This window comes from Halobacillus sp. ABH2_015, from assembly GCF_056158945.1.
The window spans coordinates 3,292,673-3,318,676 of sequence record NZ_JBSWUG010000002.1 but is presented as its reverse complement, the minus strand read 5'-3'; the positions used below and the strand labels follow the sequence as shown (position 1 = coordinate 3,318,676).

General features: G+C 49.3%; 25 protein-coding genes and 1 riboswitch. Of the genes, 20 read left to right on the top strand and 5 right to left on the bottom strand.

Annotated features, from left to right (window positions below):
* The first annotated feature begins 14 nt into the window (after window positions 1–14).
* The 5 genes from ACXAD6_RS17185 (at window position 15) to thiE (ending at window position 4,688) form a co-directional block, all read left to right on the top strand.
* Entirely contained in the window at window positions 15–1,697 is a 1,683-nt protein-coding gene (locus tag ACXAD6_RS17185; RefSeq protein ID WP_474969936.1) for a PucR family transcriptional regulator, read from the top strand.
* 88 nt (window positions 1,698–1,785) lie between these two features.
* Window positions 1,786–1,895: riboswitch (TPP riboswitch) on the top strand.
* Between the two features lie 79 nt (window positions 1,896–1,974).
* Window positions 1,975–2,463, top strand: a complete 489-nt coding sequence (gene thiW / locus ACXAD6_RS17180) for an energy coupling factor transporter S component ThiW (protein WP_474969935.1) — start codon at window positions 1,975–1,977, stop codon at window positions 2,461–2,463.
* Window positions 2,464–2,509: 46 nt separating this feature from the next.
* Complete coding sequence (gene thiD / locus ACXAD6_RS17175) at window positions 2,510–3,313, top strand: bifunctional hydroxymethylpyrimidine kinase/phosphomethylpyrimidine kinase (protein ID WP_474969934.1); 804 nt, start codon at window positions 2,510–2,512, stop codon at window positions 3,311–3,313.
* Window positions 3,310–4,074: a hydroxyethylthiazole kinase gene (gene thiM / locus ACXAD6_RS17170; RefSeq protein ID WP_474969933.1), complete on the top strand. Its 765-nt coding sequence runs from the start codon at window positions 3,310–3,312 to the stop codon at window positions 4,072–4,074. The genes thiD and thiM overlap by 4 nt, the downstream gene beginning before the upstream one ends.
* Complete coding sequence (thiE, locus tag ACXAD6_RS17165; RefSeq protein ID WP_474969932.1) at window positions 4,071–4,688, top strand: thiamine phosphate synthase; 618 nt, start codon at window positions 4,071–4,073, stop codon at window positions 4,686–4,688. The genes thiM and thiE overlap by 4 nt, the downstream gene beginning before the upstream one ends.
* 78 nt (window positions 4,689–4,766) lie before the next feature.
* Here the strand turns inward: thiE and ACXAD6_RS17160 are convergent, their stop codons facing one another.
* Both ACXAD6_RS17160 and ACXAD6_RS17155 read right to left on the bottom strand, forming a co-directional pair.
* Complete coding sequence (locus tag ACXAD6_RS17160) at window positions 4,767–5,669, bottom strand: aldo/keto reductase (RefSeq protein ID WP_474969931.1); 903 nt, start codon at window positions 5,667–5,669, stop codon at window positions 4,767–4,769.
* Window positions 5,670–5,700: 31 nt separating this feature from the next.
* Complete coding sequence (locus ACXAD6_RS17155; protein ID WP_474969930.1) at window positions 5,701–6,921, bottom strand: threonine synthase; 1,221 nt, start codon at window positions 6,919–6,921, stop codon at window positions 5,701–5,703.
* A gap of 181 nt (window positions 6,922–7,102) precedes the next feature.
* On the opposite strand from ACXAD6_RS17155, the gene ACXAD6_RS17150 reads away from it, so the two are divergent.
* From ACXAD6_RS17150 to ACXAD6_RS17110, 9 genes are all read left to right on the top strand, one after another.
* Window positions 7,103–8,305, top strand: coding sequence for a M24 family metallopeptidase (locus ACXAD6_RS17150; RefSeq protein ID WP_474969929.1), 1,203 nt, complete (start codon window positions 7,103–7,105; stop codon window positions 8,303–8,305).
* Window positions 8,306–8,317: 12 nt separating this feature from the next.
* A complete protein-coding gene (locus ACXAD6_RS17145; protein ID WP_474969928.1) occupies window positions 8,318–9,289 on the top strand; it encodes a cyclodeaminase in 972 nt (323 codons plus the stop codon).
* A 1-nt stretch (window position 9,290) separates the two neighbouring features.
* Window positions 9,291–10,469 (top strand): cystathionine gamma-synthase family protein, encoded by a 1,179-nt coding sequence (locus ACXAD6_RS17140; protein ID WP_474970453.1) that lies wholly within the window; start codon window positions 9,291–9,293, stop codon window positions 10,467–10,469.
* A 12-nt stretch (window positions 10,470–10,481) separates the two neighbouring features.
* On the top strand, window positions 10,482–11,666 hold the full coding sequence (locus ACXAD6_RS17135; protein ID WP_474969927.1) for a M20 metallopeptidase family protein: 1,185 nt from the start codon (window positions 10,482–10,484) through the stop codon (window positions 11,664–11,666).
* A 2-nt stretch (window positions 11,667–11,668) separates the two neighbouring features.
* Entirely contained in the window at window positions 11,669–12,721 is a 1,053-nt protein-coding gene (locus ACXAD6_RS17130) for a homoserine dehydrogenase (RefSeq protein ID WP_474969926.1), read from the top strand.
* Window positions 12,722–12,736: 15 nt separating this feature from the next.
* A complete protein-coding gene (locus tag ACXAD6_RS17125; protein WP_474969925.1) occupies window positions 12,737–14,179 on the top strand; it encodes an aldehyde dehydrogenase family protein in 1,443 nt (480 codons plus the stop codon).
* A gap of 136 nt (window positions 14,180–14,315) precedes the next feature.
* Entirely contained in the window at window positions 14,316–15,092 is a 777-nt protein-coding gene (locus tag ACXAD6_RS17120; RefSeq protein WP_474969924.1) for a CAP domain-containing protein, read from the top strand.
* 58 nt (window positions 15,093–15,150) lie between these two features.
* Window positions 15,151–15,849: a GDSL-type esterase/lipase family protein gene (locus ACXAD6_RS17115; RefSeq protein WP_474969923.1), complete on the top strand. Its 699-nt coding sequence runs from the start codon at window positions 15,151–15,153 to the stop codon at window positions 15,847–15,849.
* 36 nt (window positions 15,850–15,885) lie between these two features.
* On the top strand, window positions 15,886–16,896 hold the full coding sequence (locus tag ACXAD6_RS17110; RefSeq protein ID WP_474969922.1) for a Gfo/Idh/MocA family protein: 1,011 nt from the start codon (window positions 15,886–15,888) through the stop codon (window positions 16,894–16,896).
* A 44-nt stretch (window positions 16,897–16,940) separates the two neighbouring features.
* Here the strand turns inward: ACXAD6_RS17110 and ACXAD6_RS17105 are convergent, their stop codons facing one another.
* Window positions 16,941–17,303 (bottom strand): winged helix-turn-helix transcriptional regulator, encoded by a 363-nt coding sequence (locus ACXAD6_RS17105; protein ID WP_474969921.1) that lies wholly within the window; start codon window positions 17,301–17,303, stop codon window positions 16,941–16,943.
* A 20-nt stretch (window positions 17,304–17,323) separates the two neighbouring features.
* On the bottom strand, window positions 17,324–17,524 hold the full coding sequence (locus ACXAD6_RS17100; RefSeq protein WP_474969920.1) for a hypothetical protein: 201 nt from the start codon (window positions 17,522–17,524) through the stop codon (window positions 17,324–17,326).
* 307 nt (window positions 17,525–17,831) lie between these two features.
* On the opposite strand from ACXAD6_RS17100, the gene ACXAD6_RS17095 reads away from it, so the two are divergent.
* From ACXAD6_RS17095 to ACXAD6_RS17075, 5 genes are all read left to right on the top strand, one after another.
* The gene (locus ACXAD6_RS17095) at window positions 17,832–19,544 is read left to right on the top strand and encodes an ABC transporter ATP-binding protein (protein ID WP_474969919.1); all 1,713 of its coding nucleotides are present in this window, start codon (window positions 17,832–17,834) and stop codon (window positions 19,542–19,544) included.
* Window positions 19,541–21,349: an ABC transporter ATP-binding protein gene (locus tag ACXAD6_RS17090; RefSeq protein WP_474969918.1), complete on the top strand. Its 1,809-nt coding sequence runs from the start codon at window positions 19,541–19,543 to the stop codon at window positions 21,347–21,349. Before ACXAD6_RS17095 ends, ACXAD6_RS17090 begins: the two co-directional genes overlap by 4 nt.
* A gap of 57 nt (window positions 21,350–21,406) precedes the next feature.
* Entirely contained in the window at window positions 21,407–22,303 is an 897-nt protein-coding gene (locus ACXAD6_RS17085; RefSeq protein WP_474969917.1) for a vanadium-dependent haloperoxidase, read from the top strand.
* Between the two features lie 113 nt (window positions 22,304–22,416).
* The gene (locus ACXAD6_RS17080) at window positions 22,417–22,872 is read left to right on the top strand and encodes a cupredoxin domain-containing protein (RefSeq protein ID WP_474969916.1); all 456 of its coding nucleotides are present in this window, start codon (window positions 22,417–22,419) and stop codon (window positions 22,870–22,872) included.
* A 20-nt stretch (window positions 22,873–22,892) separates the two neighbouring features.
* Window positions 22,893–23,546: a LysE family translocator gene (locus tag ACXAD6_RS17075; RefSeq protein WP_474969915.1), complete on the top strand. Its 654-nt coding sequence runs from the start codon at window positions 22,893–22,895 to the stop codon at window positions 23,544–23,546.
* 118 nt (window positions 23,547–23,664) lie between these two features.
* On the opposite strand, the gene ACXAD6_RS17070 is transcribed toward ACXAD6_RS17075, so the two are convergent.
* On the bottom strand, window positions 23,665–24,165 hold the full coding sequence (locus ACXAD6_RS17070; RefSeq protein ID WP_474969914.1) for a GNAT family N-acetyltransferase: 501 nt from the start codon (window positions 24,163–24,165) through the stop codon (window positions 23,665–23,667).
* Between the two features lie 57 nt (window positions 24,166–24,222).
* Between ACXAD6_RS17070 and ACXAD6_RS17065 the strand changes: the two genes are divergently transcribed.
* Window positions 24,223–25,527: a lysine N(6)-hydroxylase/L-ornithine N(5)-oxygenase family protein gene (locus ACXAD6_RS17065; protein WP_474969913.1), complete on the top strand. Its 1,305-nt coding sequence runs from the start codon at window positions 24,223–24,225 to the stop codon at window positions 25,525–25,527.
* Window positions 25,528–26,004 lie beyond the last annotated feature (477 nt).

Sequence of the window (26,004 nt, the reverse complement as noted above, 5' to 3'; positions counted from 1 at the left end):
AAGGGGGAGTGGGGATGGGTGTACCTGTGGAAGAGGTATTGAAGCTGCCGATGTTAGAGAAAGCGAACGTGCAGACGCCTGTTTATGAGCGTGATGTGGAGTGGATCTCTGTCATAGAGACGCCTGTCGAAAATTTTGTGAGAAACAATGAATTTGTTCTCAGCACGGGAGTGGGATGCGGGGAGGATATCCCGGCCCTGGAGGCCTACGTGAAGGATGTCATCCGGTCAGATGCTTCCATTCTGGCTTTTGCCACCGGCCGTCATTTGTTTAAAATCCCTGATCGTATCATTGCTCTAGCTGAACAACATGAGCTCGTGCTTGTGGAAATCCCCTGGGAAGTACGGTTTGCGGATATTCTTCAAGGCGTGCTGCAGTTAATCAATGATGAGAAACAGAAGATTCACAGGCATGTCGAAGGGATCCGTCAGGAATTGATCAATTGCGTGCTGAATGGGAAGGGACTTCAGGAAATCACGACCATCCTCTATCAATACACAGGGCTGCCCAATGCCATCAGTGACCATTTGAAGCACATCCGGGCCAATCAGCATTTTGATTCTTCCCTGATTGAAGCGTTGAACGGGCGTAAAGAAGCGGTTGTTTCTTTAATTGAGCATCCTTTCCGTGTGGAGCACCCGCTTACACATTTTATAGAAGCTTATCAAATCGGTGAAGAATGCTGTTATCAGCTTACGATTCTATCCAACTATAAGAAACAGGGATATTTGTTGTTTCAGCCGGAAAAGGACCAAGAGGTAACAACAGAGATGATGACGATTCTTGAGCACACGCTGACCGCCTGTGCCCTTTATTTCGTGAAGGAAAATGCCATCGAAATGACAGAAATCCGTCTCAAGGATAACTTTCTTTTGGAACTGGCGAAGCAGGAGCAGCGCATGGACAAGCAGCTGTTGTCGAAAGCCAGGCTTCTCGGCTATGATCTTGAGAAACCTTACGTCTGCTTTGTCGGAGAGGTTCTGTTCCATCGGCCGGCAAGCCGTTCAGTAGGAAACGATGGACAGCTTCCCTCTTCTTCTTCTCTACAGAGCCGCAACTATTACATCCAGAAGGAGGCCGCTTATGCCGGGCACATGGTGGGACGGCAGGTGATGACGACCTTTGATGAAGAGAGAGTCATCATCTTTCTGGAGGCGGATAAAGCAGGCAGTGAGGAAGCAGCGAATCAATTTCTGGACCTTGTCGAAAGGCGTTTGTTCGAACTGCTGGCTGGTGTCACGATCCAATGGGGGATTTCGTGTCATAAAGAAGGGTATCAAGTCTTCCATCACAGCTATGAGGAAGCGCGGACAGCCCTGCAGATGGGAGAGCAGCAGAACGAGGCCGGGGGCCGGACATTCTTTAAGGAGACAAGGATGAACAGGCTTTTGATGGCCTTATCCCATAAAAAAGAAATCGAGGATATTGTTCAGGATACTCTCCAGCCCCTGATTGATTATGATCAGAAAAGGCAGGCGGAGCTTCTTCATACATTTATGGTTTATAACAAGTACAACAGCAATGTCAGCCAGACATCGAGGGCACTGAATCTGCACCGGCAGTCCCTTCTGCACCGGCTGAGGAATATTGAACAGCTGACGGGGTTGTCCTTGTTGAACGCGGATGATTTATTTTTACTGGAGCTGAGTGTGCGGCTGTGGCTCCTGAAAAAAGTAGAGAAGCCCGGGCCGCAGTGAACGGAAGTCTTTTTGCCTGGCTGCATGAGGCAGGAGATGATGACAGATTCAACCAGTTTTGTTATGATGGATGCAAGTGAATAGATTTCAAAACTACTAGGGGAGCCTGAAGAGGCTGAGAGGAAAGCATGGACGCTTTCTGACTCTTACGTACCTGATCTGGTTAATACCAGCGGAGGGAAGTAGTCACATGATCGTCATTGATCGACTTCTTCTATCAAAACCAGGTCCCCGGTGGACCTGGTTTTTTATTTTATTCCCAGGAAGGAGCTGACTGATGAATAAAACCAGAATTCTTACATTCATGGCCGTCCTTGTGGCCGTAGGTACACTAGGCTCGCAGTTTTTATGGTTTCCCGCTGGAGCAGCCAAAGCCTACCCTGTCCAGCACGCCGTCAATGTCATGGCAGCCGTAATGCTCGGTCCGATTCCAGCGGTGGCGGTCGCTTTTGTCATCGGCCTGCTGCGTTTTCTGCTGGGACTTGGGACGATTCTGGCTTTTCCCGGAGGTATGTTCGGGGCGTTTTTTGCCGGTGTATTTTATAAGGTTTATGCACGGAAGCTTTCTGCAGCAGCAGGAGAAGTGCTGGGCACAGGTGTGATTGGTGCTCTGGCCGCCGTTCCCTTCGCCAGCTGGTTCATGGGAAGCTCAGCAGCGGTCTTTGCGTTTCTTCCGTCGTTTCTAGTGAGTAGTCTGTCAGGAGCGGTCATTGCTGTGTTCCTTTTATCAAGAGTGAAGGTGGAAAGCCCGCTCCCGCAGTCCTGATGAAATCCAATTGAAAAGAATGATTGATAGGAAAGGAAGTGGTTCAATGAAACCCGCATGTGTATTAACAATTGCCGGTACGGATCCAAGTGGAGGAGCCGGCATCCAGGCCGATTTGAAAACATTCCAGGAATTGAAAAGCTATGGTATGAGTGTGGTGACTTCGGTTGTCGCCCAAAATACGACAGGAGTCAAAGATGTGCATCATCTCCCTGACTCCTTCATCCGTGAGCAGCTGTTTGCGGTAAGTGATGATATGCCGGTGCACGCTGTGAAGACAGGGATGATTGCCAATAAGGAAATGATGCAGGTCATTAAAGACTGGATGCAGACCATCGATGCTCCGTATATTATGGACCCTGTCATGATTGCTCAAAGTGGAGATCCGCTTGTAGAGCAGGAAGAACAGATCTATTTAAAAAGGCATCTTGTACCAGAATCGACGCTTGTCACCCCCAATATTCCGGAAACAGAAACCCTTCTCAATCGAAGGATCCATCATGAAGAGGATATGAAGGAAGCAGCTGTGGAAATTGTAGAACAGCTGGGAGCCGGTGCTGCGCTTGTAAAAGGCGGCCATTTAAAAGGGAAAGCGGTCGACTTTCTATATGACGGATATGAGCTGCACACCTTCGAAGAAGAACGGATTGATTCAGCGAATACCCATGGCACAGGCTGCACGTACTCGGCTGCTATAGCCGCTTATATGAGCCAGGGATATCCGCTCGCGCAGGCGGTAGAGAAGGGCAAGCATTTTGTGACAGAGGCTATTCGCCATTCTTTCGATCTTGGTAAAGGGGACGGCCCGACCAATCATTTCGCTGTACGCAGGGAGGTTTTTCATCCATGACACAAACATTGATCCAGAAGCTGCGGAGTGAACGCCCTTTGATTCATAACATTACCAATGCAGTCGTCATGAATTATACAGCCAACGGCCTGCTTGCTCTCGGCGCTTCGCCGATTATGTCGAATGCCGTTCAGGAAGCCGGGGATGTCGCTCGTTTGGCAGACGGCCTTCTGTTGAATATCGGCACATTGAACGAGCAGCAGGTGGAAGCGATGCTGGAGGCGGGAAAAGCGGCGAATGAAGCCGGCGTCCCTGTCGTTCTGGATCCTGTAGGAGTCGCTGCCACCTCCTACAGGGAAGAGGCCTGTAGGAAAATATTGTCGACAATTCATGTCGATGTGATCAAAGGCAATGCGGGAGAACTGGCTTTCCTTGCTGGAGAGAAAGTCGAAACAAAAGGGGTGGACTCTGGAGAAGCCTCCAATACCGATGAGATTGCTCTCAAAGTTTCTGAACTTTATCAGACGATGGCTGTCTGCACAGGCAAAACCGATGTGATCGGGTATGAAGGAGAAGTCTTCAAAAACGATACAGGACACCAATGGCTTTCAAAAGTCACAGGATCCGGATGTCTGCTTGGTGCCGTTCTCACTGCGTTTCTTGCCATTGAAGGAGACCGCGCAGGAAACGTCCGGGCCGGTCTCTATCATTTTGGTAAAGCAGCAGAACAGGCCGCTTCTCACCCTCATGTGTCAGGACCCGGGACATTTGTTCCTGCGTTTATCGATGCTCTGGGAGCAGAAGAGGAGGCGGACCGGTGAATTTGGAACAGCAGCTCAGAAAATATTTGATCATGGGCAGTCAGGACTGTGACAGGGACCCTTTATCCATCCTGGACGAAGCGATTGAAGGGGGCATTACGGCTTTCCAATTCCGGGAAAAAGGGGAAGGGGCGCTGCAGGGGAATGAAAAATATCAGCTGGCGGCTGCATTGCAGCAGCGCTGTAAATCCGCCGGTATTTTATTCATCGTAAATGATGATGTGGACCTTTTCCGCCGATTGAACGCGGAAGGCATCCATGTCGGTCAGTCGGATGAACACGTCAAGGGGATCCGGGAGGCACATCCTGATGCGGTGATCGGTCTGTCCGTCTCCGACCTGGATGAATGGGAAAACAGCCCCGTTGATCTCGTTGATTACCTTGGAGCAGGACCGGTCTATCCTACAACGAGTAAAAAGGATGCCAACCCGGTTTCCGGTACGGAATGGATCAAAGAATTAAAAGATAGACAGCCGGACATGCCTGTGGTCGGCATCGGGGGCATCACGACGGAAAATGCACACAGAGTGATGGAAGCCGGCGCATCCGGCACAGCTGTCATATCCGCCATTACGAAAGCGGAGGATATCCGGAAGGCTGTTGGAGAGTTATAAACGCTGAAAAGGACCGGAACGACGCGATGACGAGCGTCGTTCCGGTCCTTTTTATAGAATCAAACGTTTGTAAATGAATTACGGTACATCATGGCCCATGGAGCTCTGTAGAATTTCAAACCACTGATCATGAGTAAGGGTGTAATCCAGGCTTCTAACGGCACCGGCGATCCGGTTCTTTTTACCGGATCCGACGATCGGCATAATCCGGGACGGATGGTTCAAAAGCCAGGCATACATGACTTCATCTATGCCCTCGGCACCGATTTCCTCCTGGATCTTCGCCAGTGTGTCTCGCAGCCGCACGGCTTTATCATCGTTGGATGTAAAGACTTCTCCGCCGGCCAGAGGGGACCAGGCCATGGGCGCGACGCGTTTCTGCTGACAAAGGTTTAACGTACCGTCTTCAAAGTTTTCCAGTTGGTAGGCGGAAAGTTCCAGCTGGTTGGTTACAAGAGAAAACGGCAGATAGGATTCAAGCATCTGCCATTGATGATCCTTGAAATTGGACACACCAAAGGTACGTACTTTTCCTTCTTTCTGCAGCTGAATAAAGGCCTCAGCTGTGGATGCAGGGTCCATGAACGGGTCGGGACGATGGATCAGCAAAGTGTCTACATACTCTGTCTGAAGATCGGTAAGCGACTGTTCCACCGACTTGATGATATGTTCTTTCGTCGTATTGTAGTGATGAGACATATGCTCCGGGCGGTTTTCTGAAGGAAGTACGATGCCGCACTTCGTTACAATCTCCATCTGATCCCTGAGAGATGGCTTCAGACTGAGTACCTCTCCGAAAAGCTTCTCACAAGTATAGCTTCCGTAAATATCAGCATGGTCAAATGTCGTTATGCCTTGATCGATATTGTGTTCAATCAAGTCCAGTGTCTCTTCCTTCGATTGGTTCCAGTCGGCTAAACGCCATAATCCGTGTACAATGCGTGAATAAGAGAGGTCTTCTGCTATTTGTATGCGTTCCATTCTATCCCAACTTTCTTTAAGAATACTTTCATCATACCTTTCTTTTCAAAGTGTCACCAGGTTGAAGGATTGGAATATCAAGGTTTACGGTGTCCGGATATTTGATGCCGGCTCCGGTATTCAATACGACGACGTGCTCTTCTTCCTTGATCCAGTTCTTCTGACGCAGCTGCCGGGCAGCAGCAAAAGCAGCCGCACCTTCCGGGCAGACGAATGTTCCCTCCATTTCCGCCGCCCGCTGCTGTTCTTCCAGAATCGATGATTCAGATACAGCAGCCGCAAAGCCATTGGACTCATAGATCGCCTCCAACACAAGGAAATCACCGATGGCTTTCGGAACGTTGATTCCAAACGCCATCGTATCTGCATCCTCCCAGAAATCGGACTCTGTCCGTCCCTCTTCCCAGGCCTTCACAATGGGGGCACAGCCCTCTGACTGGACAGCAGCAAGTCGCGGCATCCGCCCGTCTTCTACCCATCCCAGTCGCTGGAGCTCCCGAATCGCTTTATAAATACCGATTAAACCGACGCCGCCTCCGGTCGGATACAAAATGACATCCGGCAGCTTCCATTCGGTCTGTTCTGCGATTTCAAGCCCCATTGTTTTCTTTCCTTCGATTCTATAAGGCTCTTTCAATGTGGAAACATCATAGATGTCCGGGTCCTGAGCGGCCCGTGAAATGATTTGGCCGGCATCGCTGATCAAGCCATTGACAAGGAAAAGGCGTGCTCCCGAAACCGCGCACTCATTCCGTGTGATTTTCGGGGCATCGACCGGCATAACAATGGTGGGGGTGATGGACGCTCTGGCGGCATAGAGGGACCAAGCCGCTCCTGCATTGCCATTTGTCGGCATAGCCAGTTCCTTCACGCCAAGTTCGCGGGCTTTGGATACCCCGACAGCTGCTCCGCGGGCTTTGAAAGAGCCCGTCGGAATGACGCCTTCATCCTTCATATCCAGATGGGGGATGTTCATGTCTTTTCCAAGAGCGGGCAGAGAAAGGAGCGGTGTCATCCCCTCTCCCAGGGAGACCCGGTAAGAAGGGTTCTGTAGTGGAAGAAGTTCATGATAGCGCCAGAGATCGGGATTGCGGTCCCTGAGGCTTTCTTTTGACCAAGATGTAGACAGCGCTTCCAAATCATAGTTTACAAGCAGTGGTGAGCCGCAAGTACATAAGTGGTGAGGTTCTGAGGTGTTGTAGGTTTTCGAGCATTTCGGGCAGTAAAGGTGAGAGATGTAACTGTACGTCATGGATCATCCTCCTACAAGCATTTATAAAGAGCATAACACCAAAGGGGACATCTGTGTCCATTATGTAGCAAGGACAGCCTTGAAAATTCATACAATTTTTACATTACATAAAAAATTTCTGTTGAATACAATGGACGTAATGAAGATTTAAAATTCTGACTACTTGGATGGAGGGGATGGAATGGTTCTTCCGTTTGACATTTTGGAGTACCAGAAGCGTCTGCAGGCCGTCAAAGGAAATATGGCGGACAGAGGGATCGATGTGCTGCTGATAACGGATCCTGCCAATATGAATTATCTCTCCGGTTATGATGCGTGGTCCTTTTATGTCCATCAAATGCTCGTAATTTTGATTGATGAACCTCAGCCACTCTGGATTGGCCGATACCAGGATGCCGGCGGTGCCAAAGTGACGACATGGATCTACGATGAAAATGTCATCGCCTATCCGGATTACTATGTCCATTCAGCCGTTTACCATCCGATGGATTTTGCAGCGGAAATCATCCGGCAGATCGGTCAGGGGAAACGACGCATCGGTGTGGAAATGGATCACTACTACTTCACGGGTATGGCTCTGGAACGGCTGAAGCAGGGACTTCCGGACGCTTCTTTTGCGGATGGTTCGCTTTTGGTCAACCAAGTGAGGATGGTCAAGTCAGACCAGGAAATTGAATACATGAGGCGGGCAGCCCGGATTGCGGATCTTGCCATGACTCAAGGGGTGGAAAGCGTCCGGCCCGGTGTCAGAGAATGTGATACGGCAGCGGAGATTTACTACCATCTCGTAAAAGGGACGCCGGAATACGGCGGGGATTATCCATCCATCGTGCCGCTTCTGCCGACCGGAGACCATACATCGATTCCTCATTTAACGTGGACGGACCGTCCGTTTGTAGAAGGAAGCGCCGTTATTATAGAACTGGCAGGGTGTTATAAGCGGTACCATGTTCCACTTGCAAGAACCGTAGCCATCGGACAGCCGAATGAGAAGATGAAGCAGGTCGCTCCCGTGGTTCTCGAAGGTATTCAGACGGTGCTTGATTTTGCGAAGCCTGGAGTCACCTGTGGAGAGCTTGAAGAAGTATGGCGGCACACGATCAAAAAATACGGATATGAAAAAGAAGCCCGTCTCGGGTATTCTGTCGGCATGAATTACCCTCCGGACTGGGGCGAGCATACAGCCAGTATTAGAAAAGGGGACCCGACTGTCCTTCAGCCTAATATGACCTTCCACCTCATCCCGGCACTCTGGTTTGATACAGATGGGATAGAAATATCGGAAACGTTCCGGGTGACGGACTCAGGCAGTGAACGCTTCACCACATATCCTCAGGAATTAGTCATTCGTGACCATTTGGATTTGAGCGGACAAATCAGCTGAAAGGAAGTGGCCGTGATTCACTTGTATACCAGGGAGGAGATCGAGCGCCTCATACGTCTCGATCCTTCATTACTCAAAGTCATCGAACAAGCCTTTACGGCATTGGTCACGAAAAAGGTGACGATGCCGCCGATTATGCGTATAGACGTGCCGGAGCATAACGGGGAAGTGGACATCAAGTCCGCCTATATTGAGGGCGAAGACAGTTTTGCTGTTAAATTATCCACCGGCTTCTTTAACAATCCTTCCGCAGGCCTTCCGACATCCGGAGGCATGATGATTCTGCTTGACAGCCGTACCGGACAGCCGCTTGCCGTGCTGGCAGATGAGGGTCTATTGACAGATCTGCGTACCGCCGCCGCGGGGGCCGTGGCAGCGGCGTTCTGCAGCAGAAAAGACGCACACCGGGCCGGTATCATCGGGACAGGTGCCCAGGCAAGACTCCAATTGAAAGCTTTGACGCTCGTCCGTCCTATCGATCACGTATATGTGTATGGACGAAGAGTGGAACAGGCGGAAGCGTATAAAAAAGAGGTGGAAAACGAACTGGGCCTGCCGGTAACGATCTGCTCAAGCGTGAAGCAGGTCGTCGATGAAAGCGACATCGTTGTAACGACCACCCCGTCCCGTGAGCCGCTGATTTATGCAGCATGGTTAAAACCCGGCCTTCACATCACAGCAATGGGATCGGATGCGGAACATAAGCAGGAGCTTGACCACGGGGTGTTGGAACAAGCGGACAGCATCACCTGTGATGTCATCCATCAGTCCAGACGTCTCGGGGAACTGAGAGGGGTACCGGATCTGGAAAAACAGGCTCTGGAACTCGGGGAGCTCACTAGCGGCCGTAAACAGGCCCGAACTTCCGATGAGGATATTACGGTCTGTGATTTAACAGGAACAGGGGTGCAGGACACAGCCATCGCAAGGTTTGCGTGGAAAGCTTTGAAAAATAAAGGAGATGATCTTCGTGAAAGAAGCTAAAATGAGCACAAAATCTATCTGGGCTGGTGAAAAGGAACAGCTGGCTTTCGGAGCGACACAGGTACCTGTCGTCCACAGCGTATCTTTTGGTTATGACGACATGGATGAATGGTATGACGTTGCTGTAGGCGCTAAGCCCGGTCATATTTATGGCAGGAACACCAACCCGACTGTGCAGGCGTTTGAAGACAAAATCCGTATCTTGGAAGGAGCGGAGGCAGCCACAAGCTTTTCCACAGGGATGGCGGCCATCAGCAATACGCTCAGTACGTACTTGTTCCCGGGCGACAGGGTGGTGTCCATTAAAGATACGTACGGCGGAACGAATAAAATCTTTACTGAATTCCTTCCCAAACAGCAGGTCGAGGTTGTCCTTTGTGAGACTGGAGATCACGAGTTGATTGAAGGGGAGATTGCCAAAGGATGCAAGGTGTTGTACTTGGAAAGCCCGACCAATCCAACCGTGAAGATTACGGATATCAAGCGGATGGCTGAGGCTGGAAAGGCTGCTGGTGCCCTTGTCATCGTCGATAATACATTTGCGACACCGGTCAACCAAAACCCACTGGAGCTAGGGGCAGACCTTGTCATCCACAGTGCCACGAAATTCCTCGGTGGCCATGCTGATGCTCTTGGGGGAGCAGTCTGTGGCAGAAAAGAATTGATTGAACCGATCTACCACTACCGTGAAATCAATGGAGCCACCCTCGACCCGATGGCTGCCTACCTGCTTCTGCGCGGGATGAAGACGTTGAAGCTGCGCGTCGATCAACAAAACAAGAATGCTGCAGCCATCGCTGAATACTTGAAATCCTTTGACGAAGTGGAAGCCGTTTTCTATCCAGGCCTTCCGGAGCATCCGCATCACCAGACAGCGAAAGAACAGATGAGAGGATTCGGTGGCATGCTCAGCTTTTCTGTGAAAGGCGGAGTGGCAGGTGTCCGTGATTTACTGCCTAAGTTGAATTATGCCAATAGAGCCGCCAACTTAGGGTCTGTAGAAACCGTTGTCGGCCCTTCGAGAACGACGAGTCATGTGGAGTGTACACCAGAAGAACGAGCGGCTATGGGAATTCCTGAAGGCTTGATCCGCTATTCGGCGGGAATCGAAGACATAGAAGATTTGAAGGCGGACTTAGCCCAGGCATTCCAATCGCTGAAAACCTATGTGAATCCTTAAGGGGGGAGCGGTGTGGAGACCAGAAACCCGGACTTGGCCTTGAGATCCCGTCAATTGTTTGAGCAGCTGGTCAGCTGGAGAAGGGATTTCCACCGCCACCCTGAACTCAGTTTTCAGGAAAAGCGGACGAGTGAAACGATTGCTGCGGAACTTAAGAAGCTTCCACTCTTTAAGGTAGAAGAAAAAGTAGGCGGCCATGGCGTGGTTGCTTCCATTCGTCATGGAGAAGGTCCGGTGGTCGGACTGCGGGCAGATATGGATGCCCTCCCGATTCAAGAAACGACCACCCATTCGTTCTCTTCCAGGGTTCCAGGGGTGATGCACGCCTGTGGCCATGATGCCCATATGGCTGTACTGCTGGGTACCGCTCAGCTGCTGCATGAAGATGCAGAACGAGGGCGTTTCAAAGGCACAGTGAAGTTGATCTTTCAACCGGCCGAAGAATGCTGCGACTCTAAAGGGGAAACCGGAGCTGTGAAAATGCTGCAGACAGGAAGATTGGATGATATTCAAAAAATGGTGGGGCTCCACATGTGTCCGTGGCGTAAACCAGGGGAAGTGCAGTGGCATGACGGGCCGAGTATGGCAAACAACGATGAATTTTCCATTGTCATCCATGGTTCCGGCGGCCATGCCGGCTATCCACAGCAAGTGAAAGACCCAATCTGGATGGCCTCCTCGCTGCTGGGAGCTTTATACAGCCTGAATGGGCGCCGGATGGACCCATTGGAAGTCGGGACACTCAGCGTCGGCCGGGTTCAGGCTGGTGAAGCGGGAAACATTATCCCCGACCGGCTTTATCTGGAGGGTACGATCCGTTCTTATAAGGAATCCGTCCGAGAACAGCTGCTGGAAGAATTGAAGCAGACCCTTGCCATCGTGACAGCCCTTGGCGGGAAATATGAACTTACTGTCCAGCGGGGAGAACCAGCCCTTGTAAACGACCGCGATATCAACACAGCCATCAAAACAGCCGCAGGTTCTCTGAAGCTTATTGAAGAACCCTTCGGCATGGGGAGTGAAGATTTCAGTTTTTACACGAAAACCATTCCCGGTGCGATGTTTTTCCTTGGCTGTGGGCTGACCGAAGAGAAAAGTCTGCATCAATCCGATTTTGATTTGGACGAACAAGCACTGCCCCATGGTGTTCAAGTCCTTTTGGGGAGTGCTTATGAACTATTAAAGCGAGGGGGATGACAATGCCTGTTAAAATCGCCTTTATCGGTTTTGGAGGAGTCGGACGCGCACTTGCGGAAATCATCGAAGAGAAAAGATTCCGCCTTAGGAAGGAGTATGGCTTGGATACTGTCGTTGTCGGAGTCAGTGATGTTATGAAAGGGGCGGTATATCATCCGGATGGGCTTGATATTCCCGTTCTTTTGAAAGGGCTCAGCGATCATGGGACTGTGGAAACCTATCCGGAACACGCGGGTGTCGTTAAAGGCTGGGACAGTTTGGAGATGATCGATCACGCTCATGCAGACGTCATCGTGGAAGTCACTTATACGAATGTGGAAACAGGCGAACCGGCATTGACCCACTGCCGCCGGGCTCTGGATCAAGGGAAAAGTGTCATCACGACGAATAAAGGACCTGTCGCCCATGCGTATGAGGAGTTGACCCGGAAAGCGGAGGAGAAAGTTGCATTTTTCGGTTTTGAAGGCACGGTCATGAGCGGAACACCTGCGCTGCGTCTTCCAGAGCAGACACTTGCAGGAAATACGATCCATAAAATTAAGGGCATCCTGAATGGTACGACCAATTATATTTTGACGGAAATGGAGCAGGGTCTGGACTATGGAGAGGCTTTGAAGCAGGCGCAGGGCCTAGGGTATGCAGAAGCTGATCCCACCAGTGATGTGGAAGGTTATGATGTCCGTTATAAACTCGCCATCCTGTCCAGTCATGTCTTTGGTGTGGCGTTGTCCCCGGAAGATATTCCTTGTACAGGGATTACGGGAGTGAGTGCATCGGATATACAGGAAGCGGAAAAAGCGGGAAAGAAATGGCGGTTGATCGGTACATTAACCTTGGACGGTGACCGTGTTACAGGGGTGGTCAAGCCGGAACGCATCTCCGCTCATGAGCCTCTTGCGGGAGTATCAGGAGCCTTGAATGCCATTTTATATGACTGTGACATGTCCGGCCCCATTTTTATGACAGGAGCAGGAGCGGGACTGAAGGAAACCGGGTATGCCTTGTTGATTGATTTGATCCATTACCATAAACAGCAGTCAAGAATAAAAGTGTAGGAAAGGAGCAGAGCCATGAAAACGAATCCTGTTGTTGAAAAAATGCTGTGCGCGGGACGGTGGGTCGAAGCCGATTCCACTTTCCCGGTCTACAATCCTCAGGACGGGCGTTTACTCGCCGAAGTACCTTCCGCCTCCAAATCAGATATGGAAGAGGCGGTGGAAGGGGCGCATCGTGCTTTTACTTCCCGGCGCCCTTGGCCGACGCATGAACGGATGACAGTGTTGAAAAAAGCTGCCGCTTACGTGCGGGAGAATCAAGAGTCCTTTGCTGAAGTGATCGCCCTGGAAGGAAGCAAAACGATTACCGAAGCCAGGGGAGAAGTGAAGCGGGCGGTTCAGACGATTGAAATCAGTGCCGAGGAAGCGCGGCGGTTAAAAGGAGAAACCATCAATTTTGATCAGAATGAAGGCGGTGAAAACCGAGTCGGCTATTATCAGCGCTTTCCGATCGGTGTCATCGGAGCTATTACGCCGTTTAATGATCCCCTCAACTTAGTGGCGCATAAGATCGGCCCTGCGATCGCTGCGGGTAATGCGATTGTCCTGAAACCGGCCTCTGTCACCCCCTTAAGTGCTTTGAAACTTGCTGAGGCGTTTACAGCCGCAGGGCTTCCAGAAGGGTATTTGTCCGTCATTACAGGATCAGGAAAAGATATTGGTGACACTTTAATCACTCATCCGGCCGTTCAGATGATCTCATTTACCGGTGGACCCGAAGCAGGTGATGCGATTACGAAAAAAGCAGGGACAAAAAAATTAAGTATGGAGCTCGGATCCAATTCCCCTGTTATCGTCTTGAACGACGCAGACCGGGAAGAAGCTGTAAAAGCCTGCGTTTCAGGTGCTTTTTCAGCGGCCGGGCAGAATTGCATCGGTGTGCAGCGGATTTATGTGGAGGAACAGCAGTATGGAGCTTTTCTTGATGAGTTCGCAGCCGCGTCAGCTGCTCTCCATGTTGGCGATAAAATGGAGGAAGAAACGGATGTCGGGCCGATGATTCAGGAAAAAGAGGCGCTCAGGGTGGAAAGCTGGGTGGAGGAAGCGGTCAGCGAAGGGGCGGAGATCGTCCTTGGTGGAAGAAGAGAAGGAGCCTTTTACTATCCGACCATTCTGACCGGCGTTCCGCATGATGCAAAAGTGGCTAAGGAGGAAATATTCGGACCTGTTGTGCTCGTACACCCGGTGAGAAGTCTGGATGAAGCGATTGAATTGTCCAATTCTGTGAACTACGGGCTGCAGGCGGGAATTTTCACCAATACTATTCAACAAGCGTTTGAAGCTATTCAGTATATGGATGTTGGAGGACTGATGATCAACGACAGCAGTGATTACCGGATTGATGAGATGCCGTTTGGTGGAACCAAGGGATCGGGGATCGGCCGGGAAGGTGTGCGCTTCAGCATGGAAGCAATGACCGAGCAGAAGGTCGTCTGTTTCCGATTGAATCACCGGTGATAAGTACGAAGACTGTGGGGTTCCGCAGTCTTTTTTTTCGTGGAAAAGCAAGAGTGATGCTGGTACTTCTTTTCAGGGATAAGGTTATGGAAAGAGCAGATAGTATAGATGAACCTATTCCTTAAGGAGGATGAAAATGAGGAAGAATATCCTTGTGATCTTATCAGTCATCATGCTTCTCGGCTTGCTGGCTGCTTGTAATACAACAGAAGAACGTGCGCGTGAAAGTCAGCGCAACAATTTGAACCAGGTTACCTTCGATCCGGAAGATGAGAACATGCAGCAGGAACAAAGGTATGCCGTAGACCCCCGTTCCAATGAACAGAGCCGTTTCGATGCCAACGTCTATTTTGAGGGCATCAATCCCAATGGTCCGAATGGAAGGATGGAAGGCCCGTACTTTTTCGATCAGGAAGGCCGTTATGACCAACGTCAGGCTGCACCATCCGGGGATAACCAAGGACAGCCGGAGTCTGCTCAGCAAAACAAGAACCAAACTGAAAAAGACTCCAGCCCAAGCGAAAGCCAGGCAGCATCCGGTGATTTTCAGAAAAAGGTCATCGAGTTAACAAACGAAGCCCGTAAAAAGAATGGGTTGGAGCCATTGAAGAATAGTGCAGAAGTGGAAGAGGTCGCCCAGGTGAAATCAGAGGATATGGCGGAGAATGATTATTTTTCCCATACGTCTCCAACCTACGGCAGTCCGTTCGATATGCTGAAGGACTTTGATGTCGATTATTCTACAGCGGCTGAAAACATAGCTGCAGGCCAGCAGTCTCCAAAATCCGTTGTGGATGGATGGCTGAACAGCTCCGGACACCGGAAAAATATCATGAACAACAGTGTCACCCACATTGGTGTAGGCTATGCCAAGGATGGGAACTACTGGGTGCAGATGTTCATAGCGAAGTAAAGAAAAGCGGCCGGCTCTGCCGGCGCCTTTCTACATAAACCAGCAAAGGACGATACACATGAAGAAGACAGGACTACTACTGTTTCTGCTCATATGGATGACGGGAGCTGTCCATGTCTACAGCTTCCCTGAAAAGCAGATCACAGCGCTTGGTGACTCCATCCCATATGGGTATCACCTTACCCCCGTCAATAAACAGCCATCACCTTATGCTTTTCCTTATTTGATTGGGAAAAAAGGGAACATGGCCGTCAATAATCTCAGTGTCCCGGGACTTACATCAGGAGAACTGCTTCAGGAGTTGAAAACAAATAAGGTCTTCCGTAAAGCGGTCGCTGATTCGGATTATATCCTTCTTTATATTGGAGGGAATGACCTGCTCAATTTCCTCAAGAAAAACGATAACCTACAAGGGGTGGATCTGGAGAAAGCGGCACCTGTCATCAGAGATCTTATTTATAATGTGTATTCGACAATCCTTGAAATTGACGATTTGTCAGACGGGGAAATTCTTGTCTATAATTTATATAATCCCTATCCGGCAGCCTCTGATCAGTTGAGTGCCCCCCTCTCCTACATTAATCAGCAGTATCAATCACTCGTCCAACTGGTCCGTCATTTTGCCTCTGTTACGCTGATTGATGCGTATGGAGCTTTTGAAGGACATCCGGAATATATCATAGAACGGGATGTTCACCCGAACAAAAAGGGACAGGAAAAACTGGCTGAGCTGGGCTGGAATCAGTTGAAAAACTAGCGGTAAATATAGGGGTTTCCTATGGTTTCATGTATAATGACCATAAAGAAGGGGCGGTGTATCGTTTTGAAATTTGCCATCATAGGAACAAATACCATTACCGAAAAGCTGATTGAAGCCGGGCGCAGCCATCCGGAATTTGAATTGACAGGGGTTTATTCAAGAAACCAGGAGCGGGCCGATGCGTTCGCCGATCAGTACGGAGCTCCACTCCGTTTCACAAAAATAACAGACCTGGCTCTCAGTGAAGAAATCGAGGCCGTCTACATAGCCAGTCCGAATGCTCTCCACGCCGAACATGCGGTCACTCTTATGAAGCATGGAAAACATGTACTCTGTGAGAAGCCGATGGCGTCAAACCAGCAGGAAATTGCCGGTATGATTGATACAGCCAAAAACCAAGGGGTCGTCCTGATGGAAGCGATGAAGTCCACGCTGATGCCTGGATTTTCAGCGGTGAAGCAGCATCTCCATAAGCTGGGCCCTGTCCGCCGGTATGTAGGGAACTTCTGTAAGTACAGCTCCCGCTATGACGCGTATAAGCAAGGGGAGGTCCTGAATGCCTTCAAACCTGAATTATCCAACGGCTCATTGATGGATTTAGGGATTTACGGCATCTATCCGATGGCGGCTTTATTCGGGGCACCACGCTCCATTAAAGCAAACGGCCTGTTTCTGGAATCCGGTGTCGACGGCCAAGGATCTGTAACAGCGGACTACGGCGATATGGAAGGGGTCGTTATGCACTCGAAGATTATCGACTCCCATTCTCCTTCAGAAATTCAAGGAGAAAAAGGGACCATGATCATTCCGAACATATCTGAACCGGAAAACATCCACATCCTATACCGGGACGGAAAACGGGAAGAACTGACGGTCGAGAGTGATTTTCCTCCTATGTATTATGAAGTGGCTGAGTTTATTGAGGTCACTGGACGGGGGGCGAAACAGTCTTCTGTAAATTCCTTCGAACACACGTTGATCACTGCCCGGATTATGGAGGAAGCCCGCAGACAGATTGGTCTCCTATATCCCGCAGATGAATAAGACGAAGAGAAAAGAGGCACGTGTATGAACGTGCCTCTTTTTTCTTAAGATGTGGATTCGTCACCTGCCCGGTCAGGATAGGGCTGTGCAGCTTCCAATTCTTCCTGATGCTTGATTCCCCACTGGTTCATAGCATGGAGGAAGGAAGCTGTTGAGCGGCCGTAAGGGGATAAGCGGTATTCAACATGAGGCGGAACGGTCTGATGGTCAATTCTTTCCACAAGTCCGTCATTCATCAGCTGTTTCAGCTCACGTGCCAGGATCCGCGAAGAAATATTACCATCAAGAGTACGACGCAGCGCATTAAACCGCATGGATTCAGCCTGAAGAAGCTTCCAGAGAATCAACCCCTTCCATTTCCCACAGACGACCTCAAGTGTGACACTAATGCCGACTCTGCCTCCCATCAGTCCCGCCTCTTTTCCATTTATTTTTTCTGCCCCTGTTTCTGCATGGCTTTTTCATAGCCTTCCATGATGCCCTGGGCATATACTTTATTTAATACCGTCATTGTTTGAGGAATGATTTTTTCTTCCTCTGATTGAGATATTTGATTCAACAAGTCCACAAGTTCGAGCAATTCTTCCGTAACCGGAAAAATTGGCTTTATATTGTCCAAATGGATCACCTTCCTGATAAATCGGAAAACGCTATTACTATAATTCTATTTCCTTTTTATTCACATCACAAGTAGTTACAAAAAGGTTAGTTTCAACATAGACCATTATGAACTAAAAATAGTTGGTTAAGCAACAACTAAGTCCGTGTTTTTGGTTTGTACAGCCTGTTGGAAAGGGGTGTACAGGTTATACAAAAGTTATACTTATATAATGAATTTCGGGGTTTTTGTATAAGTGCATGCGTCGGACCATACATAACACAGGGGCTGTATACGGAACAGCTTGTATAGTGGACACAGCCGGAAAGGAAAAAATATGAAACGAATATTTTCTTATGCCATTCCATATAAGAAATCCGTAGTTATCGCTTTACTGCTGATGGTGATTGAGTTGATCGTCGAACTGACTCAGCCCGTCCTTATGGCGAAAATTATCGATGATGGAATTGTCCCGGGTGATTTATCGGAGGTCACGATCTGGGGACTTGTTCTGCTCGGGTTATCGTTCGCCGCCTTTGCTGCCGGGATAACAAATTCCTTTTATGCCGCCGATTTCAGTCAAGGAGTGGGGCATGACCTGCGTCGTGACTTATTTGAAAAAGTCCAGTATTTTACCGATGATCAATTTCAAAGGATCTCGACACCGAGTCTCGTTACAAGAATTACAAACGATGTCATACAGCTGCAGTCCCTGCTTTTCATGCTGGTCAGAATCGGGCTTCGCGCCCCTCTTTTCATCATTTCTGCCCTTATCATGGCACTGACCATTGATGTCCGGCTTTCCATGATTTTGATTGGGGGTGTTCCTGTATTTCTCGTATTCTTATTTTTCACTTTAATGAAAGGGGTCCGGTACTTTAAAAAAGTGCAGGAAAAGCTTGATGCTTTGAATAATGTAATCAGACAGAATTTATCTGCCGTCCGTCTTGTGAAAGGATTCAATCGCAAAGATTACGAGGAAGAGCAGTTCCGCACGGCTAATGCGGGGCTCGTCGCTGAGAATAAAAAGGCGCTCTGGTTGATGGAAACCGCTATGCCGATGGTCATGCTCGGCATGAATGTGGTCATTCTCGTTCTGTTATGGACGGGCTCCGGTTTTCTGGCCATCGGAAGTCTGCAGCCGGGAGAGCTTGTCGCCATCATCAATTATGCGACTAAAATTCTTTTCACATTCTCTGTGTTCACCTTCCTCATTGTGATGGTTTCCCGCGGCCAGGCTTCTGCCGGGAGGGTGGAAGAGGTTCTTTTATCATCTGTGGAGACCGACCGTGCGGCCGGGTCCTGTTCGCTTGACCATGTCGAAGGTGGAATAAATTTCTCGAATGTCTCTTTCCGCCGGGGCGGGCAACGTATTCTAAACAACATTTCCTTTGAAGCTGAGAACGGAAGCACCGTGGGAATCATAGGAGAAACAGGCTCAGGTAAAACGTCTCTCCTTCATTTAATACCCCGATTATACGAAAAAGAATCCGGTCGAATTGTTTTGGACGGAAAAGATATGGAGGATTATTCCCTGGAGGTGTTAAGGCAGTCCGTCAGTCTTGTTCCTCAGGAGGTCCAGCTTTTCTCAGGAACGATCCGTGAAAATATCAGCTGGGGCAGACCGGGAGCGGACGAAGCAGAAATCAGGGAGGCGGCCGCTCAGGCGCAGATAGCTGACTTCATTGAATCACTTCCTGGTGGGTATGATACACAAATCGGGCAGAAGGGCGTCGTTTTTTCCGGCGGGCAGAAACAACGGTTGTCCATTGCGCGGGCTTTAGTGCGGAATCCGTCTGTTCTGCTGCTGGATGACAGCACCAGTGCTCTCGATGCCCATACGGAAAAACAGCTGTTGAAAAGTCTGGATGATCAGTCCTGTACGGTCTTCATTACAGCGCAGAAGATCAGTTCCATCCAGCAGGCGGATCTGATTCTGCTGCTTGATCAGGGGAGGATTGCTGCGAAAGGAACACACGAGGAACTGCTTGAAACGAATGCCTATTACAAGCGGGTCTTTGAGTCACAAAAGGAAGGGGTGATGTCATGAAGCGCCAGGAAGCAGGGGGAGGCCGCCATCACTCAATCGGAATGTCAGGACAGAAGGCGGATCAATTTGGTTCGACTTTAAGACGGATTTGGAGCTATATGAGTGGACGCAAGTGGGCTTTTTTCCTCGTTATAACAGCTATTGTACTAAGTGCGGGTCTTTCTCTTCTCGGACCTTACCTGCTCGGAAGAACAGTAGATACCGTCATTGAGGATCCAGGTAGAGGACAGCTGCTCATCATGCTTGGGCTTCTCTTGGGTGTATATCTGATGCACTCTGTCTTTTTATGGCTCCAAAATTACTGGATGATCGGGATTGCCCAGGAGGCTGTGCAGGGTATGCGGGACCAGTTATTTGCCCATGTTCAGCAGCTGCCTGTCATCTATTTTCAAACAATGCCGCAGGGGGAGCTGATGAGCCGTCTGACCAACGATATTGAAAATGTAAGTCGGACGCTGAACACAGCGGTTGTCCAATTCGTTACGAGCGTGTTGACCATTGTGGGTACAATCGGAATGATGCTTTGGCTGAGCCCTGTGCTGACTCTTTTGACATTGACGATCGTTCCGGTCATGTATGCCGGTATGAAATGGATTACGAACCGGACAGGCCCTTTTTTTAAGAAACAGCAGCGGAATCTCGGTGACGTGAATGGATATGTAGAGGAAATGTTCACCGGTCAGTTCATCGTAAAAATGTTCTCAAGAGAACCCCGCGTCATTGAGGACTTTGCTGAAAAAAATAAAGCGTTGAGAGAGTCCGGCTATTACGCGCAGGTATATACCGGGTTTATCCCCAAACTGATGAACATGCTGAATAACGTCAGCTTTGCCATTATTGTAGGAGCAGGCGGCCTTCTCGCGGTCAATGGATTCATATCGATTGGAATCATTGTGACTTTCACGACCTATTCCCGTCAGTTCACCCGGCCTCTTAATGATCTTGCCAACCAATTCAATATGATCCTGTCAGCTGCTGCAGGAGCGGAAAGAGTTTTTCAAGTGATGGATGAACAGATGGAAACCGAGGATGAATCCCGGTCTGTATCGATTCCTCTGCAGGGGGAAGTGGAGTTCCAGAATGTCTCCTTCGCCTACAAGGAAGGACAGGATACCTTGAAGGATATCAGCTTCAAGGTGAAACAAGGGCAGACAGTGGCCCTTGTAGGACCGACAGGGGCAGGGAAGACCACTGTAATCTCCTTGTTATCCCGCTATTTTGAACCGGATCGAGGAAGCATCCTGCTGGATGGTACAGCTTTGAGCGATATCCGCCGGGACAGTCTGCGCAGTCAGATGGGAGTCGTTCTCCAGGACGCTGTCATGTTTAACACGACAATTCGGGAAAACATCCGGTACGGCCGTCTTCGTGCTTCGGATGAAGAGGTGGAGCAAGCCGCCATTTCTGCACATGCTCATGATTTTATCGTCCGGCTTCCGGACGGCTATGATACGAAACTCGATTCGGATGGGAAGGGGGTCAGCCACGGGCAGCGCCAGCTTCTTTCTATCGCCCGGGCCATGATCGCTGACCCGGCACTTTTGATCCTTGATGAAGCGACAAGCAGTATTGATACAGTGACGGAAATCAAAATCAATGCAGGACTGACGGAATTGATGAAAGACAGGACAAGTTTTGTCATCGCCCACCGTCTGCATACGATTCGATCGGCGGATGTGATTCTTGTTATGGAGAATGGGGCCATCGTAGAGCAGGGGACCCATACGTCCTTAATGAAACAGGGCGGCAGATATGCGGGATTGATTCAAGCTCAGTCCGGGACTCAGCGTTCATCAGCTCGGTGAAAAATACACCACCGTGGTCCCTGTGTCATATGGTATGACATAAGGGAGGGGAAGCGTATGTCCCGTAATCACAACTATCCACTTTGGACGGAACTGCCTTACGCAGGAGAAGATCATCCTCCGAAGCTCGATTCCGGTGTTGAAGTGGAGGCAGGTGAATGGAAGACTTATTTTATTCACCACAGCCGCCGGCATGGGTTCAAACGGCTTGATGGACAGCCAATCCGTTTAATGATCCAGGACCCGGAAACGATCCACTGGCAGGAAGAGTTAAAGAAAGTGAAGAAAGTACTGGCAGGTTTGACGGACCATGACATCCGTGTAGCGAAATATTGGGGGGAGGGGCCGGCTTCCAAGCAGTGGCTTCCGATTGCTGATCGTTTAATCGACACTTATGGGGTGGAAGCTCCACGGGCTGCCCGGATGTTAGGGGCTTTGTTCAGTGGGATGAATGATGCGTTCGTCGTCTGCTGGTCGTTGAAGTATAAGTGGCTGGTGCCGCGTCCGAACCAGCTTGATCCATCTCTGGCCACCGTCATCTGCACACCGGACCATCCTTCGTATCCGTCCGGCCATGCAACCGTATCCGGAGCCGCAGAAGCTATATTAACCTACTTCTTTCCGGCAGAAAGGAAAAAAATCAGGGAGCTCGCGGAGGAAAATGCCCGGTCACGGCTGCTCGCTGGTGTTCACTATCCTGTCGACAACGACCAGGGCCTTCGACTGGGGCGCCAGATCGGCGGCATCGTTGTTGAAGAATTGAAGAAGGATCAAGTCCGGGGTGTCCCGCTCGATCGACCTTTCACCCAGTATAGAAATGCGGACGTGTACCCTGCGGATTATACGCAGGCCATACCCTTTGATTATGATCAGCGGTGCCGGTCCCTGCTTCTCAGCGAAGACGATGAATCCTCGTCCTATACGGAATGGATTGATCCAAAGCTCTTTTTTTAATATGGATGAGAGAGAACAGCCGGACGGCTGTTCTTTTTGTATGGGAAAAAAGAGACAAGTTCCCCTGGAGGACCTGCATATATATGTAAGGAACATCTACAGGAGGGATAAACATGGAAGCATGGATATGGTCGGCGAAGAAAATCGGTCTGATCGGGGGTGCCCTTGTTATAGCACTGGCCGCCTATTTTATCGGATCATTCTTTTGGAAAAGTGCCGTCTCGACAACGACAGCCCCGTCAGGTGGAGAACCGCGGGTGGTCCAGCTTGTAACAGGGGAATTCAAAGCCGAAAAAGCGGATGGCACAGAAATGGAAGCCTACCGATGGGACCCGGGAACAATTCTTATTGAAAAGGGAGAGGATGTCCAATTATCCATTTATGGAGTGAATGGGAAAGAGCATCCTTTCTATATTGAAGGTACAGACATCAAAGGAGTGGTGGAGCAGGGCAAGGAAACGGTGGTGGATTTGAAATTTGATAAGGAAGGCATCTACCGGCTGATCTGTACAACGCATGCAGAGATCGATACCGACGGACCTATGATTGCCTACATTGTCGTTGATTAAATCTGCAGGGGGGAGAATGGATGGTTACTCTTCTTGCAGGTTCCATTGTCCTGGGATTATCTATAGCAGCCCCTGTCGGACCCATTAACATAGAAATTATCCGGAGAGGGCTGACCTTTGGCTTCTGGCCGGCGTTATGTGTAGGGCTTGGCGGGATGTCTTCCGATTTACTGCTGATGTTTGTGATGTTTTTAGGAGCAGGCACTGTGCTGTCATGGTCTTGGGTGCAGATTACTTTATTGCTTCTTGGATGTTTGGTTTTAACGCATGCCGGGTGGACAAGCTTCCGTAAACCTGTCGTAGCGGAATGGGACGCAGCGGAAGGAAACAGGAGCAGCCGTGGTGCCTCCTTGGTTTCCTATGCCCGCGGCGTGCTGATTGCCGGCACCAATCCCATGAATATTCTTTTCTGGGTAAGCATTTACGGATCTGTGTTAAGCGGTGCGCTGCAGAAAGAGGATGTTCTTCACTCTTTTTTGATCAGCTCCATGGTCTTTATTGGAATCGGATTGTGGAACATGAATCTCGCTTTTATTGTCCATTTCAGCAGATCCATCATGACCTTTACTCTGCTGAAATGGGTTCAGAGAACGGCCGGACTTGTTCTCTTTTATTATGGAGTGAAATTCGGATTTGAAGCATGTCTTCTCATTGGAAGATCCGGGTGGCTGTAGCAGACGGATCTATCAAAGCAGATCCTTAAGGCTGTCGGAAAGGTTTCCGGCAGTTTTTTGATGGATGAATCTCGTTCATCTCTCTTTGGGAACAGCTCTCCGGGGGTTCTTTGGTTTGTCAAAGCTTCTTTTGAAAGACGATCATGTCGATCCCCCGTATGCCGTTTTCATAGAACGGTTCCGGATAGGACAGGAAGAAGTCTTTTTTTATAGAATGAAAGCGGAAGCCGGCTTTCTGGTAAAACAAGAGGTTCTCAATGCTGGAGTTGGATGTTCCGGCGATCACCCTTGTTTTTCCTTTGCTCCTGTAAAAGGCTTCAATCTTTTTAATCGCTGCTTTTCCGATTCCCTGCCCGCGGAAAGCTTCCTTTAAAGCGATATTCTTAATTTCGATGGTAGATTCTTCCGGGAACGTACATACACATCCCCCTGCTGTTCTGCCGTCTACAGTAATCGCATAGAAATCGCCCTCGTTCATATACGACCGGATCAGCTCTTCGCTTTCATCAGCCAGCAGAAGGACGTCCATGTAAGCAGCGGGTTCTTTTTTATGTATCTTCACTTCATCGTTCAAGTATATCTGCTCCTCTCTACGAACATCCTGAGCATATGATAACATAAGACTAGTAGATCAAATTCTGAAATCTATCACTTTTCAGATAAGGAGTCGTGGATGATGGAGCAACAAGAAAAGGTTTTTGACTTAATCGGTGTAGGGGTAGGACCATTCAACCTCAGTTTAGCAGCACTTTCTGAGCCGCTTGAAGATGTAGAGGCTCTGTTTTTTGAAAAACAGCCCGCCTTTGAATGGCACCCAGGGATGTTGATCGAAGGGACGAAAATGCAGGTCCCATTTCTCGCTGACTTAGTAACGATGGCGGATCCGACAAACCCGTACAGCTTTTTGAATTACATCAATAAACATGGACGGATGTATCCTTTTTATTTTCTGCAGCGCCTGGATATCCCGAGGAGGGAATATAACGATTACTGCCAATGGGCCGCTGAACAGCTGACCAGCTGTGTGTTTGGAAAAGAAGTTGTGGGATTGACGCTCGAGGAAGAAAAGTCGTTGTATACGGTTGAAGTCCGTGATGTAGGAACACAGGAGGTTTGCACGTATTACGCAGAGAACCTTGTGCTCGGCACAGGCAGTGTCCCTGTGATGCCGGCCTCGTTCCGAAAAGTGGAAGGCGAGGGGGTTTTTCATACGTCTGAATTTCTATCCCACTACGACCACTGCAGGAATGCGGAATCGATTACAGTTGTCGGTTCAGGACAGAGTGCTGCCGAAACGTTTCGCGAACTTCTGAAAGAGCAGAAGAGCGGGGGCTACCGGCTGGATTGGATCACCCGTTCTGCCGGATTTGAATCGATGGAAGAATCAAAGTTGAGTCTGGAGCACTTTTCTCCGGATTATGTGGATTATTTTTATCAGCTTCCCCAAAAGCAGAAAGATGATATTTTTGCCGGGCAGGGATTGTATTACAAAGGAATCAGCAATCATACCATTAATGATATCTATAATTTGTTATACGAGCATTCGGTCGGCCGGGAGACATTGAACGTCGGATTGAAAGTGCTCAGTGAAATCAATGGAATAAAAAGAAATGAATCGGGGGGCTTCACCCTTGAAGGCCGTCATATTCAGAAGGGTGAAACATTCAGTCATGATTCTGAAGTGATTATTGCAGCCACAGGTTATCAGCCATATGTTCCGGACTTTGTCACGGAACTCACCGATCTATTGGTGTGGGACGATGAGGGCCGGTATAAAGTGACAGAGGATTACCGTCTGGTGCAGCAGAAACCGAACTCCAATCATATTTATGTCCACAGCGGCATTTCCCACACCCATGGCGTTGGTTCCACAAACCTCGGGTTGTCGGTACACCGGAATAAGGTGATTATTAACCACCTGACGAAGAGAAACGTTTATCCTTTGAATGAGACCAACGTTTTCCAAACCTTTGACGTCTAATAACCGAAACGGCGTGGCACATGCTGGACCATTTCATTGTATAGACAACCCTGTGATTTCTGCTTTGGCTGTTATGATCCATACGGATGGTTTTCCGGTGAAGGGGAAGCACATTTTTTCGCACCTATGACTTTATAGGATAAGAGAGGAGTTTTTCTGGTGAACAGAAAAACTCCTCTTTTTCATTCCGTCATAAGGTGAGGTCTCGAGGAGCGTTCGGTGGTGACGCCTGCGGGAACAGCACGGACCAAAGATCCACTTGGACAGATGGTTTTCCTGTCCAAGTTAGCTGAGGTCGTGCCCGCGGCAAGCATCCACCGATAAGCGGAACGTGACCGTCAAACCTTTTATGTGGAAAGATCCTTACCTTTTCTTAGATAGGGAAGGGCATATAAGACTTTGATTGTGGTTTTTGTGTATAAATGTGTGTATATGTGAATAAAAACAGAAATTTTCAGGAATAGGTGTCAGTTATGC

Coding starts and splice junctions, on each gene's coding strand:
- ACXAD6_RS17185 (WP_474969936.1), top strand. CDS start 15: ATGGGTGTACCTGTGGAAGAGGTATTGAAGCTGCCGATGTTAGAGAAA.
- thiW (WP_474969935.1), top strand. CDS start 1,975: ATGAATAAAACCAGAATTCTTACATTCATGGCCGTCCTTGTGGCCGTA.
- thiD (WP_474969934.1), top strand. CDS start 2,510: ATGAAACCCGCATGTGTATTAACAATTGCCGGTACGGATCCAAGTGGA.
- thiM (WP_474969933.1), top strand. CDS start 3,310: ATGACACAAACATTGATCCAGAAGCTGCGGAGTGAACGCCCTTTGATT.
- ACXAD6_RS17160 (WP_474969931.1), bottom strand. CDS start 5,669: ATGGAACGCATACAAATAGCAGAAGACCTCTCTTATTCACGCATTGTA.
- ACXAD6_RS17155 (WP_474969930.1), bottom strand. CDS start 6,921: ATGACGTACAGTTACATCTCTCACCTTTACTGCCCGAAATGCTCGAAA.
- ACXAD6_RS17150 (WP_474969929.1), top strand. CDS start 7,103: ATGGTTCTTCCGTTTGACATTTTGGAGTACCAGAAGCGTCTGCAGGCC.
- ACXAD6_RS17140 (WP_474970453.1), top strand. CDS start 9,291: ATGAGCACAAAATCTATCTGGGCTGGTGAAAAGGAACAGCTGGCTTTC.
- ACXAD6_RS17130 (WP_474969926.1), top strand. CDS start 11,669: ATGCCTGTTAAAATCGCCTTTATCGGTTTTGGAGGAGTCGGACGCGCA.
- ACXAD6_RS17125 (WP_474969925.1), top strand. CDS start 12,737: ATGAAAACGAATCCTGTTGTTGAAAAAATGCTGTGCGCGGGACGGTGG.
- ACXAD6_RS17120 (WP_474969924.1), top strand. CDS start 14,316: ATGAGGAAGAATATCCTTGTGATCTTATCAGTCATCATGCTTCTCGGC.
- ACXAD6_RS17115 (WP_474969923.1), top strand. CDS start 15,151: ATGAAGAAGACAGGACTACTACTGTTTCTGCTCATATGGATGACGGGA.
- ACXAD6_RS17110 (WP_474969922.1), top strand. CDS start 15,886: ATGACCATAAAGAAGGGGCGGTGTATCGTTTTGAAATTTGCCATCATA.
- ACXAD6_RS17105 (WP_474969921.1), bottom strand. CDS start 17,303: ATGGGAGGCAGAGTCGGCATTAGTGTCACACTTGAGGTCGTCTGTGGG.
- ACXAD6_RS17095 (WP_474969919.1), top strand. CDS start 17,832: ATGAAACGAATATTTTCTTATGCCATTCCATATAAGAAATCCGTAGTT.
- ACXAD6_RS17090 (WP_474969918.1), top strand. CDS start 19,541: ATGAAGCGCCAGGAAGCAGGGGGAGGCCGCCATCACTCAATCGGAATG.
- ACXAD6_RS17085 (WP_474969917.1), top strand. CDS start 21,407: ATGTCCCGTAATCACAACTATCCACTTTGGACGGAACTGCCTTACGCA.
- ACXAD6_RS17080 (WP_474969916.1), top strand. CDS start 22,417: ATGGAAGCATGGATATGGTCGGCGAAGAAAATCGGTCTGATCGGGGGT.
- ACXAD6_RS17075 (WP_474969915.1), top strand. CDS start 22,893: ATGGTTACTCTTCTTGCAGGTTCCATTGTCCTGGGATTATCTATAGCA.
- ACXAD6_RS17070 (WP_474969914.1), bottom strand. CDS start 24,165: ATGTTATCATATGCTCAGGATGTTCGTAGAGAGGAGCAGATATACTTG.
- ACXAD6_RS17065 (WP_474969913.1), top strand. CDS start 24,223: ATGGAGCAACAAGAAAAGGTTTTTGACTTAATCGGTGTAGGGGTAGGA.